General features: G+C 76.3%; 2 protein-coding genes. Both read right to left on the reverse strand.

The features are described from left to right. Positions 1-18: 18 nt before the first annotated feature. Positions 19-10,386: a type I polyketide synthase gene (locus AB0883_RS30300; protein ID WP_366644691.1), complete on the reverse strand. Its 10,368-nt coding sequence runs from the start codon at positions 10,384-10,386 to the stop codon at positions 19-21. Between the two features lie 4 nt (positions 10,387-10,390). Continuing rightward, the coding region (locus tag AB0883_RS30305; protein WP_366644692.1) for a type I polyketide synthase at positions 10,391-13,242 on the reverse strand (2,852 nt) is incomplete at its 5' end.

Consider the following 13,242-nt stretch of genomic DNA (forward strand, 5'->3'; position numbering starts at 1 on the left):
GTCGCCCTCCTCGCACTGTCATGAGATCCCGAGTTCGCTGTCGATGAGAGCGAAGACCTCGTCGTCGGTCGCGGATTCGATGTCGTTGCCGGTGGACGCGGGCTCGCCGCCCAGCTTCGCGAGCACGTCGCGCAGCCGCAGCGACAGCCGCGTACGGGACTGCTCGTCGACGTCCGACAGGACCGCCTCGAGGCGGTCGAGTTCGGCGAACGCGGCCAGCACCGCGTTGGTGTCGCCCGCCTCGCCGGAGAGTTCGGCCCGCAGGTACGCGGCCAGGGCCTTCGACGTCGGGTGGTCGAACACCAGCGTCGCGGGCAGCCGCAGCCCGGTCGCCGCGTTCACCCGGTTGCGCAGCTCGACCGCGGTGAGCGAGTCGAAGCCGAGCTCGTTGAACGGCCGGTCGGCGGCGACCGCGCCCGGGTCCGGGTAGGCCAGCACGCCCGCCACCTGGGTACGCACCAGGTCGAGCAGGACGGCCTCGACCTCCTCGGCGTCCCGGCCCGCGAGCCGCTGCCGCAGCGCGTCGGCCGCTCCCGCGTCGGTGTCGGCCGCCCGTCTGGCGGGCACCCGGACCAGGCCGCGCAGCACCGGCGGCACCATGCCCGCGACGGCGCGTTCCCGCAGGGCCCGGTGGTCGAGCTTGATGGGCGCCACCATGCCCCCGGTGTGCAGCGCCGCGTCGAACAGGGCCAGCGCCTCCTCGACGGCGAGCGCGCCGACGCCGGAGCGCGACATGCGCCGCAGGTCGGCCTCGGTCAGCTGCTCCGCCATGCCCGCCTGCTCCCAGCGGCCCCAGGCCAGCGACACGGCCGGCAGGCCGTTCGCCCGCCGGTGCTGGGCGAGCGCGTCCAGGTAGGCGTTGCCGGCGGCGTAGTTGCCCTGGCCCGGTCCGCCGAGCACCCCGGAGGCCGACGAGAACAGCACGAACGCGGTCAGGTCCCGGGTCAGTTCGTGCAGGTTCGTCGCGGCGTCGACCTTGGGCCGCAGCACCGGGTCGATCCGGTCCGGGGTGAGCGAGGTGACGACGGCGTCGTCGACGACGCCGGCCGTGTGCACCACCCCGCGCACCGGGTGCGCCGCGAGCAGCGCGGCGAGCGCGTGCCGGTCGGCGACGTCGCACGCGGCGACGGTGACCTCGGCCCCCAGGGCGACGAGTTCGTCGCGCAGCTCGGCCGCGCCCTCGGCGGCGGGGCCGGTGCGGCTGACCAGCACCAGCTCGCGGACCCCGTGCCGGGTGACCAGGTGCCGGGCGACGAGCCCACCGAGCGCGCCGGTGGCGCCGGTGACCAGGACGGTCCCCTCGAAGGCGGTCGCGGCGGTCTCGTCGGTGGCGCCGGCCCGCGCCAGGCGGGGCACCAGGACCTCGGTGCCGCGCACGGCGAGCTGCGGCTCGTCGGAACCGAGCGCGGCCGACAGGCCGGTCCCGGTGGCCCGGTCGTCGACGTCGACCAGGACGAACCGGTCGCCGTGTTCGGACTGCGCGGACCGCACCAGGCCCCAGGCAGCCGCCCCGGCGAGGTCGGTGACGTCGCTGTCGGGGCGGGTGGCCACCGCGCCACCGGTCAGGACGGCGAGGCGGGCGGCGGCGAACCGCTCGTCGGCGAGCCACTGCTGCGCCAGGGCGAGGACCTGGTGGGTGGCCGCGCGGGCCCGCGCGTCCTCCGCGACGCCCCGGTCCGGGGCGCACCGCGCCACCACCACGTCGGGCACCGCGGCGCCGGCGTCGACGGCGGCGGCGAGGGCCGCCAGGTCCGGGTACGCGGTCGCGTCGAGGCCGTCGATCCGCTCCCCGAGCACCGCGACGGTGCGCGGCCGGGGCGCCCCGGTCAGCGGCGTCCAGTCCAGGCGCAGCAGCGACTCGTGCCGGTCGCGGCGCAGCGCCGCCAGCTGTTCGGGCGACACCGGCCGTACCGCCAGTGCCTCGACCGAGGCCACCGGGGCGCCGGTCGCGTCGGCCAGGGTGATGGCCGCCGTGCCGTCGCCCGGCACGATCCGGGCCCGCAGCCGGTTGGCGCCCGCCGCGTGCACGGTGAACCCGCGCCACGAGAACGGCAGCACCGGGTCGCCGTCGCCGGTCGACGCCACCGCGTGCAGGACGGCGTCCAGCAGCGCCGGGTGCAGGCCGAAGCGGCCGGCGTCGTCGTGGGCCTGCTCGGGCAGGGTGATCTCCGCGAACACCTCGTCGCCGCGCCGCCACGCCGCGGTCAGGCCCTGGAAGACCGGGCCGTAGCGCAGGCCGCGCGCGAACAGGTCGTCGTACGCCGTGGCGACGTCGACCGGCTCCGCGTCCGGCGGCCAGGCCCGCAGGTCGGCGCCGGCGGCCCCGGCCGGGGTCAGCCGGCCCACCGCGTGGGTGGTCCACCCGTCCCCGTCCCCGTCCTCGGTCCGCGAGTGGACGCCCACCTCCCGGCCGCCGTCCGGCGCCGGTTCGCCCACCGTCACGCGCACCTGCACGCCGCCGGAGTCCGGCAGCACCAGCGGCGCCTCCAACGTCAGTTCCTCGACGCGCGGACAGCCGACCTCGCGGCCGGTGTGGGCCGCCAGCTCGACCAGTGCCGCACCGGGCAGCAGCACCAGGTCCGCCACCGCGTGGTCGGCCAGCCACGGGTGGGTGGTCAGCGCGAGCCGGCCGGTGAACACCGCGCCGCCGTCCGGCAGCTCGACCGCCGCGCCCAGCAGCGGGTGGTTCGCCCGCGTCTGGCCCAGCCCGCTCGCGTCGCCGGTGCCGGCGCCCGCCCGTGGCCAGTACGGCTGGTGCTGGAACACGGACGTGGGCAGCTCCACGGTCCGCCCCGGCACCACCGAGGGCCAGTCGATGGTGGTGCCGCGCACCGCGAGCCGGGCCAACGCGGTGGCCACGGTCTCCGGCTCGGCGCGGCCCTTGCGGCAGACCGGGATCCACTCGCCCTCGGCCACGTTCCGGCCGAGCGCGGTCAGCACCGCGTCGGGGCCGATCTCGAGGAAGGTGGTGACCCCGGACGCGGCCAGCGTGGCGACGGCGTCGGCGAACCGGACGGGCTCGCGCACCTGCCGCACCCAGTGGTCGGTGTCGAGGATGGTGGGCTCGCCCGTCACCGTCGAGACCAGCGCGACGGCCGGCTCCCGGCAGTCCACCTGGGTCACGACCGCGCGGTACTCGTCGAGCATGGGGTCCATCAGCGGCGAGTGGAACGCGTGCGACACGGTCAGCCGCCGCGCCCTGCGGCCCTTGCCCGACAGCTGTTCGGCCACGGCGAGGGTGGCGGTCTCCTCGCCGGAGAGCACCACCGACTCCGGCCCGTTCACGGCGGCGACGGCGACCGTGGGCGGCAGCAGCGGCGCGACCTCGTCCTCCGTGGCGCGTACGGCCACCATCGCGCCGCCGGCGGGCAGCGCCTGCATCAGCCGGCCGCGCGCCGCGACGACCCTCGCCGCGTCGGCGAGCGACCAGACGCCCGCCACGTGCGCCGCCGCCAGCTCACCGATCGAGTGCCCCGCCACGAAGTCCGGCCGCACACCCCACGACTCGAACAACCGGAACAGCGCCACCTCCACCGCGAACAACGCCGGCTGCGCCCACCCCGTCCGGTGCACCTCCTCGGTGTCCAGCACCTCCCGCAACGGCCGCTCCAGATGCCGGTCCAACTCACCGCACACCTCGTCGAACGCCGCCGCGAACACCGGGAAGCCCATCAGCTCCCCCACCATCCCGACCCGCTGCGCCCCCTGACCGGTGAAGAGCACCGCCAGCTTCCCGCCGTCGGCCGTGCCGGTCACCACCTGGTCGCCGAGCAGCACGGCGCGGTGCGGGAACCCGGCCCGCCCGGTGGCGAGCGTGTACGCGACGTCGACCGGCCGCAGCGTCGGATCGGCGGCGACGTGGGCGCGCAGCCGCGGGATCTGCTCCCGCAGCCCCTCCTCGGTCCGGGCGGAGAGCAGCCACGGCGTGAACGGCACGTCCGGCTCGTCGGCCGGCGGCGCCGGGTCGGCCTGCTCCAGTACGACGTGGGCGTTGGTGCCGCTGATGCCGAAGGACGACACGGCGGCGCGCACCGGACGGTCGGCGGCGGTGAGCGGGACGGTCTCCGAGGCGACGCGTACCGCGCCGGCGGACCAGTCCACGTGTGGCGAGGGCTCGTCCACGTGCAGGGTCTGCGGGAGCACGCCGTGCCGCAGCGCCAGCACCACCTTCATGATGCCGGCGACGCCGGCGGCGGCCTGCGTGTGCCCGAGGTTCGACTTGACCGAACCCAGCAGCACCGGCGCGGCCCGTTCCTGCCCGTACGTGGCGAGGACGGCCTGCGCCTCGATCGGGTCGCCCAGGGTGGTGCCGGTGCCGTGCGCCTCGACCACGTCTACGTCGGCCGGGGACAGCCGCGCGTCCGCCAGGGCGGCCCGGATCACCCGCTGCTGCGACGGCCCGTTGGGCGCGGTGAGCCCGTTGGAGGCGCCGTCGGAGTTCACCGCCGAGCCGCGCACCACGGCCAGTACGGGGTGCCCGTGGCGCCGGGCGTCGGAGAGCCGCTCGACCACCAGCACGCCGACGCCCTCGGAGAGCGACGTGCCGTCGGCCGCGCCCGCGAACGACTTGCACCGCCCGTCGGGGGCGAGGTTGCGCTGCCGGGAGAACTCCAGGAAGGTGCTCGGCGTCGACATCACCGACACGCCGCCGGCGAGCGCGAGGGAGCACTCCCCGTTGCGCAGCGCGGAGACGGCGAGGTGCAGGGCGACCAGCGACGACGAGCAGGCGGTGTCGACGGTCATCGCCGGGCCCTCCAGCCCGAACGTGTACGAGATCCGGCCCGAGATCACGCCGCCGGAGTTGCCGGTGGAGAGGAACCCGTCGACGGACTCGGCGGAGCCGCGCAGCACGGTGCCGTAGTCGTTGTACATGACGCCCGCGTAGACGCCGGTCCGGCTGCCGCGCAGCGTGGTCGGGTCGATGCCGGCCCGCTCCAGCGCCTCCCACGAGGTCTCCAGCAGCAGCCGCTGCTGCGGGTCCATCGCCAGCGCCTCGCGCGGGGAGATGCCGAAGAAGCCGGGGTCGAAGTGGGCCGCGTCGTGGAGGAAGCCGCCCCGGTCGACGTAGCTGGTGCCCGACGTGTCCGGGTCGGGGTCGAAGAGCGCGTTGAGGTTCCATCCCCGGTCGGTGGGGAACGGCCCGATGGCGTCGCCGCCGCCGACCAGCAGCCGCCACAGGTCCTCGGGGGTGCGCACGTCGCCGGGGAAGCGGCAGGCCATTCCGACGATCGCGACCGGCTCGTGGTCGTGCCGGGCCACGGCGACGTCCGCCGTCGCGGTCCGCCCGCCGGCCAGTTGCTCCACCAGGTGCCCGGCCAGCGCCTCGGGCGTCGGGTAGTCGAAGACCAGGGTCGCCGGCAGCCGCAGCCCGGTCGCCACGCCGAGCTGGTTGCGCAGGTCGAGCGCGGTGAGCGAGTCGAAGCCCAGTTCCTTGAACGGTCGGCCCGCCGGCAGCCGGTCCGCCCGGGCGTAGCCGAGGACGGACGCGACCCGGGTGAGCACCGCCTCCAGCACGACCTCGGTCCAGCGCTCGGCGGGCACCTCGGCCAGCCGCTGGGCGAGCGAGGAACCGCCCACCGCCCGGCGGGCCGGGGCGCGGACCAGGCCGCGCAGCAGCTCCGGCGGTTCCCGGTCGTCCCGGCCGAACGCGGCGAGGTCCACCGGCACCGGCGCCAGCAGCGCGTCGGCCGTCCGGATCGCGGCGTCGAACAGCGCCAGGCCGTCCTTGCTGGACAGCTCGCTCATGCCGCTGCGCGCCATCCGGCTCAGCTGCGCGCCGCCCACCTCGGCGGTCATCTCGCTGCGCTCGGCCCACAGACCCCAGGCGAGCGAGTGGGCGGGCAGTCCCGCGGCCCGGCGTCGCGCCGCGAGCGCGTCGAGCAGCGCGTTCGCCGCCGCGTAGGCGCCCTGGCCGGGGCTGCCGAAGATGCCCGCCGCCGAGGAGAACAGCACGAAGGCGGTGACGTCGCCGGCCAGCTCGTGCAGGTGCCAGGCCGCGTCCACCTTGGGACGCAGCGCCTCGGCGAGCCGCTCCGGGGTGAGCGTGGCGATGGTGGCGTCGGCCATCACGCCCGCGGTGTGCACGACGCCGGTGACCGGGTGCGCCGCGAGCAGGGCCGCGACCTGGTCGCGGTCCGCGACGTCGCACGCCAGCACCGTCACGGTCGCGCCCAGCTCCGCGAGTTCGTCGCGCAGTTCCTCCGCGCCGGCGGCGGCGAGGCCGCGGCGGCTGGTCAGCACGAGGTCGCGTACGCCGTGCGCGGTGACCAGGTGGCGGGCGACCAGTCCGCCCAGCGTGCCGGTGCCACCGGTGACGAGCACCCTGCTGTCCGGGCCGAACACCGCCGGCCCGGCGACGTCCTGCTCGGGCACCCGGGCCAGGCGGGGTGCGCGCACCACGCCGTCGCGGACGGTGAGCACCGGCTCGCCCGTCGCCAGCGCCGCCGCCACCAGCTCGTCGGCGGTGTCGTCGGCCTCCAGCAGGACGATCCGCCCCGGGTTCTCCGCCTGCGCGGAGCGGACCAGGCCGTGCACCGCCGCGCCCGCGAGGTCGTCCGGGCGGGTCACCACGACGAGCCGGGTCTCGGCCTGCCGGGCATCGGCGAGCCACCGCTGGATCGTGCCCAGCGCGTACGCCGTCAGGTCGGACACCCCGGAGATGCCGGGCGCGTCGGAGAAGCACGGCAGGAACAGCGTGTCGGCGGCCACGTCGGCCAGCGCCACCGGCGGCGCGTCGAAGACCGCCGTGCCGCCCAGCGTCTGCCACGTGCCGCGCTCGCCCCGGCCGGCGGTCAGCGGCGCCTGCTCCAGCCGGAACAGCGACTCGACGAAGCCGCTGCGTCCCTTGAGGGCCTGCGGGGCCACCGCGCGTACGGTGAGCGCCGCCACGGTGGCCACCGGGGCACCCGTGTGGTCCGCGAGGAGCAGGGTCGCGCTGTCCGCCCCCGTCCTGGTGAGCCGGACGCGCAGGCTCGTCGCGCCGGCCCCGTGCAGCGTCACGCCGTTCCACGAGAACGGCAGCTTCGCCGCGCCGTCCCCGACGTCCGCGGCGAGGGCGTGCAGGGCGACGTCGAACAGCGCCGGGTGCAGGCCGAACCCGTCGACGTCGATCCCCTGCGGCAGGGCCACCTCGGCGAACGTCTCGTCGCCCCGCCGCCACGCCGCCCGCAGGCCCTGGAACACCGGGCCGTACTGGAGGCCGAGCCCGGCGAGCCGGTCGTACAGGTCACCGAGGTCGACGGCCGACGCGTCGGCGGGCGGCCACTCGGTGAGGCGCTCCCCCGCTGCCGTGGCGGCGGCGAGGACACCGGTGGCGTGCCGGGTCCACATGCCGATCCGCGCCTCGGTGTCGGTCTGCCCGTAGACGCCGAGCGCGCGGCGGCCGTGCTCGTCCGGTGCCTCCACGGTGAGCCGCAGGGCCACCCCGCCGTGTGCCGGTACGACGAGCGGGGAGGTGATGACGAGTTCCTCGACGGCCGGGCAGCCGACCTCGTCGCCGGCCCGCACGGCGAGTTCGACCAGCGCCGTGCCGGGCAGCAGGACGGTGTCCAGGACGGCGTGGTCGGCCAGCCACGGGTGCGTCTCCAGGCTGATCCGGCCGGCGAGCACGACGAGGTCCCGCTCCGGGACGGTGAGCGCGGCACCGAGCAGCGGGTGGCCGACGACGTCGATGCCGAGGCCGCGGGCGTCCACGGCGGACGCCGCCGCGAGCTGCCAGTACCGCTGGTGCTGGAACGCGTACGTCGGCAGCGGGGCCGGGACGCCGCGGGTGTGCCGGGAGAAGTCGACGGCGACCCCGCGGACGTACGCCTCGGCCAGGGAGAGCAGGAAGCGCGACAGGCCGCCCTCGTCGCGCCGCAGCGAGGCGACGAGCGCGGCCGGGGCGTCGGCGCGGTCCAGGATCTCGCGTACGCCCATGCCGAGCACGGGGTGGGGGCTGATCTCCACGAGGACGTCGTGCCCGTCGGCGAGCAGGCGGTCGATCGCCTCCTCGAACCGGACCGTGCCGCGCAGGTTCGCGTACCAGTACCCGGCGTCGAGGGTGGCGGTGTCGACGACCTCGCCGGTGAGCGTGGAGTACAGCGGCACGTCGGCGCTGCGCGGCCGGACGTCGGCGAGGACGCGCAGCAGCTCGTCCCGGATGGCCTCGACCTGCGCGGAGTGCGAGGCGTAGTCCACCGGGATCATCCGCATCCGCACGCCGTCGGCCTCGCACGCGGCCAGCAGCTCGGCGAGGGCGTCGGGCTCGCCGGAGACGACCGTGGCGGCGGGACCGTTGACCGCCGCGACGGAGATCCGCTCGCCCCACCGGGCGAGGCGCTCCTGCACGTCGGCCCGGGGCGCCGCCACGGAGGCCATGCCGCCACGCCCGGCCAGCCCGGCGGCGATCGCCCGGCTGCGCAGCGCGACCACGCGGGCGCCGTCGTCGAGGCTGAGCGCGCCGGCGACGACGGCGGCGGCGATCTCGCCCTGCGAGTGCCCCACCACGGCGGCGGGCCGCACGCCGTACGACCGCCACAGCTCCGCGAGCGACACCATCACGGCGAACAGCACGGGCTGCACCACGTCCACCCGGTCGAGCGACGGCGCGCCGGGCACACCCCGGACGACGTCCAGCAGCGACCAGTCGGTGAACGCGTCGACGGCCCGCGCGCACTCGTCCATCCGGTCCGCGAACACCTCGGCGGTGTCCATCAGCTCGACGGCCATGCCCGCCCACTGCGAGCCCTGGCCGGGGAACATGAAGACGACCCGGGGCTCGTCGCCCAGCGCGGCGCCGGTGGCGACGGTCGGCGCGGGTTCGTCCGCCGCGACGGCGGCCAGGCCGGCCCGCAGCTCGGCGGGGTCCGCGCCGACCACGACCGCCCGGTGCTCGAACCGGGCGCGCGTCGCCAGGGCGGCGGCGACGTCGGCCGGGGCGGCGGGGTGCAGGTCGAGGTGGGCCGCCAGCCGGGCCGCCTGGTCGCGGCGGGCCTCGGGCGTACGGCCGGAGAGCACCCAGGGCACCGGCCCGGTCGCCGCCTCGGCGGGCGGCGCGGTCTCCTGCGCGGGCGGCTCCTCGATGATCACGTGGGCGTTGGTGCCGCTCACGCCGAACGACGAGACGCCGGCGCGGGACGGCTCGGCGCCCCTGGGCCAGGCGACGGCCTCGGTCAGCAGGTCGACCGAGCCCTCGGTCCAGTCGACCTGGTCGCTCGGGGCGTCCACGTGCAGCGTCTTGGGCAGCAGCCGGTGCCGCATGGCGAGCACCATCTTGATGATGCCGCCGACGCCGGCGGCTGCCTGGGTGTGACCGATGTTGGACTTGACCGAGCCGAGCCACAGCGGCCGGTCCCGGTCCTGGCCGTAGGTGGCGAGGATGGCCTGGGCTTCGATCGGGTCGCCCAGCGTGGTGCCGGTGCCGTGCGCCTCGACCACGTCGATCTGGTTGGCCGACAGCCGCGCGTTGGCCAGCGCCGCCTGGATGACCCGCTGCTGCGCCGGCCCGTTCGGGGCGGTCAGGCCGTTGGAGGCCCCGTCCTGGTTGACCGCCGTCCCGCGGACGACGGCGAGCACCGGGTGCCCGTTGCGCCGGGCGTCGGAGAGCCGCTCCACGATCAGCATGCCGACGCCCTCGGCGAAGCCGGTGCCGTCGGCGGCGGCGGCGAAGGACTTGCACCGGCCGTCCGGCGACAGCCCGCGCTGCTTGGAGAACGCGACGTACGTCTCCGGGGTCGCCATCACGGTGACCCCGCCGGCCAGCGCGAGCGAGCACTCGCCGTTGCGCAGGGCCTGCACGGCCAGGTGCAGGGCGACCAGCGACGACGAGCACGCGGTGTCGACGGTGACGGCGGGCCCCTCCAGGCCGAAGGTGTACGCCACCCGGCCGGATGCGATGGCGCCGGTGGCGTTGTTCTCCGCGTAGTCGTGGTACATCATCCCGGCGAAGACGCCGGTGTCGCTGCCGCGCAGCCCGGTCGGGTCGATGCCCGCGTTCTCGAAGGCCTCCCACGAGGTCTCCAGCAGCAGCCGCTGCTGCGGATCCATGGTCAGCGCCTCGCGCGGGCTGATCCCGAAGAACTCCGGGTCGAACTGGGCCGCGTCGTGCAGGAAGCCGCCCTCGCGGGTGTACGACCGTCCCGGCGTGCCGGGCGTGGGATCGTAGAGTTCCGCGACGTTCCAGCCGCGGTCGGTGGGGAAGCCGGTGATCCCGTCCCCGCCGGCGGCGACGAGGTTCCACAGGTCGTCGGGGGTCCGCACCCCGCCGGGGTAGCGGCAGGCCATGCCCACGATGGCGATCGGCTCGCGCAGCGTCGAGTTCAGCTTGCGGTTCTGCTCCCGCAGCCACTCGTTCTCCTTGAGCGAGGCCCGCAGCGCGGTGACGAGCTTCTCCTCCGAGTTGGCCATGTGGTCAGCTCCCCGATTCCGTCGTCGCTTCACCGAGGTCGGCGAGCGCCATGCTGATCAGTGCGTCGGCGTCCATGTCGTCGATGGATCCGCTGGGTGCGGCGTCCGGCTCGGCGGCGGCGACCCGCACGCCGCCCAGTTCGAGCAGGCTGTCCATCAGGCCGGCGTCCCGCAGCCGGCTGAGGGGGATGGCGAGCAGGATGCGGCGGACCTCGTCCTCGGGCAGCCCGTCGTCGCCGCCGGTGTCGGGGACGAGCCGCTCGTACAGCAGCTCGGCGACCGCGCGGGTGTTGGGGCGGTCGAAGGTCAGGGTGGCGGGCAGCCGCAGGCCGGTCGCGGCGTTGAGCTGGTTGCGCAGTTCCAGCGCGGCGAGCGAGTCGAAGCCCAGCTCGGTGAAAGCGCGACCGGGGTCGACGGCGTCGGGGTCGCGGTGCCCGAGCACCGTCGCGACGTTGGTGCGGACCAGGTCCAGCAGCAGGTCGGCGCACTCGGGCCCGGACCTGCCGGCCAGCCGCGCGGCGAGGCCGTCGCCGGTGGCCGCCGCCCGCCGGGTCCGGGGGCGCACCAGGCCGCGGTAGATCGCGCCGTCGACCACGCCGAGATCGAGCCCGATGGGTACGAGGACCGGTGCGGCGCAGGTCAGCGCGGCGTCGAGGAGCCGCAGGGCCTCGTCGACCGGCAGGGCGCGTACGCCCGCCTGGGCCAGCCGCTGCCGCTCCGCGCCGGTCAGCTCGCCCGCCATCCCGCCGTCCCACATGCCCCACGCCAGGGACTGCCCGGTCAGGCCGGCCGCCCGGCGGCGCACGACCAGCGCGTCCAGGAACGCGTTCGCGGCGGAGTACGCCGCCTGGCCCGCGTTGCCGAACACGCCCGCCGCCGACGAGAACACCACGAACGCCGACAGAGGCGTCCCGGCCGTCGCCTCGTGCAGGTGCCACGCCGCGTCCACCTTGGGCGCCAGCACCCGGTCCAGGCGCTCCGGCGACAACGACGCCAGCAGACCGTCGTCCAGCACGCCGGCGACGTGCACGACCGCCGACAGCTCACGGCCGGCGACCAGCGCCGCCACCGCGTCCCGGTCGGCCACGTCGCAGGCCGCCCACCGCACCGACGCGCCCGACGCGGTCAGCTCCGCCGCCAGCTCCGCGGCGCCCGGCGCGGTCTCGCCCCGACGGGACACCAGCAGCAGGTCACGCACCCCGTGCACCGCCACCAGGTGCCGGACCACCACCGCACCCAGCGCGCCGGACGCACCGGACACCAGCACCGTCCCGGAGCCGAAGTCCGGGTCGACCGGGTCGGCGGTGGTCGCCCGGGCCAGCCGGGCGGCGTGCGGAACGCCATCGCGGACCACGAGCTGCGGCTCGTCGTCGGCCAGCACCACGTCGCCGTCGACCAGGACGACGCGGTCGGGGTGCTCGGCCTGGACCGAGCGGACGAACCCCCACACGGCGGCGCCCGCGAGGTCGGTGACGTCCTCGCCGGGCAGGGCCACCGCGCCCCGGGTACGCACGACGATGCGCGGGCCGGTGGGTTCGGCGAGCCACGACGTGAGTTCGTCGAGGACGCGGTGCAGCACGGCGCGGACGCCGGCCGGGGTGTCCGTCGGGGCGGGGCCGGGCGGGAACGTGGTCGTGTCGAGCACCCGCACGTCCCCGTCCTGCTCCCCGGCGGCCGGCACGGGGGTCCAGGTCAGCTCGTACAGCGAGTCGTGGTGGCCCGGGCGGGCGTCGAGCGCGCCGACCGGCCGGGTCTCCAGCCTGCCCACCGACACCACGGGGGCGCCCGTGCCGTCGGTCGCGGTGATCGCCCAGCCGGACTCGACCGGCACGATGCGGACCCGCAGGGCGGTGGCGTTCGTGGCGTGCAGCACCACCTGCTGCCACGAGAACGGCAGCACGGCGCTCCCTGTACCGGCCTGGTCGGCCAGCAGCGGGGCGTGCAGGGCCGCGTCCAGCAGGGCGGGGTGCAGCGCGAAGCGCTCGTCCGCCTCGGGGAGGGTGACGTCGGCGAACAGTTCGTCGCCGCGTTCCCACACCGCCGTGACGCCACGGAACGCCCGCCCGTACTCGTAACCCCGGTCGGCGAGCCGGTCGTAGGCGTCGGTCAGGTCGACCGGCCGGGCGTCGGCGGGGGGCCACTGGGTCACGGTGTCCGGCGCGGTGACCGCCTCCGCGGTGACGAGTCCGGTGGCGTGCGCCGTCCAGGTCTCGGTGTGCTCGCCGCGCGAGTGGATCTCGACGGTGCGGCGGCCCTGCTCGTCCGGCTCGCCGACGCGCAGCCGCAGCTGCACCGCGCCGTCGGCGGGCAGGACCAGCGGGGCGACCGTGGTCAGCTCCTCCACCACCGGGCAGCCGACCGCGTCCGCGGCGTGCACCGCGAGTTCGACGAGCGCCGCACCCGGGACGAGCACGGCGCCGGCGACGACGTGGTCGGCGAGCCACGGGTGGGTGCCGGTCGACAGCCGGCCGGTGTAGACCACGCCGTCGAAGTCGGGCAGCGCGACGGCCGCGCCGAGCAGGGGGTGCTCGGTGTCGGCGAGCCCGAGCCGGCTCGCCGCCCCGGTCGCGGCCGAGTTCTCCACCCAGTACCGCTGGCGTTCGAAGGGGTACGTCGGCAGGTCGGTGGTCCGGGCGCCGGCGAAGAAGGTGGGCCAGTCGACGGGGACGCCGTGGGTGTGCAGGGCGGCGACGGCCTTGGTGAGGGTCGTGGTTTCGGGTTGTCCGCGGCGGGTGGTGGCGATGGCGGTGGTGGTGTCGCCGGTGGCGGCGGCGGTGGCGAGGACGGTGTCGGGGCCGATTTCGAGGAAGGTGTCGACGTTGCAGGTGGTGGTGAGGGTGGTGATGGCGTCGTGGA

The organism is Micromonospora sp. NPDC047812 (assembly GCF_040704175.1).
Classification (GTDB): domain Bacteria; phylum Actinomycetota; class Actinomycetes; order Mycobacteriales; family Micromonosporaceae; genus Micromonospora.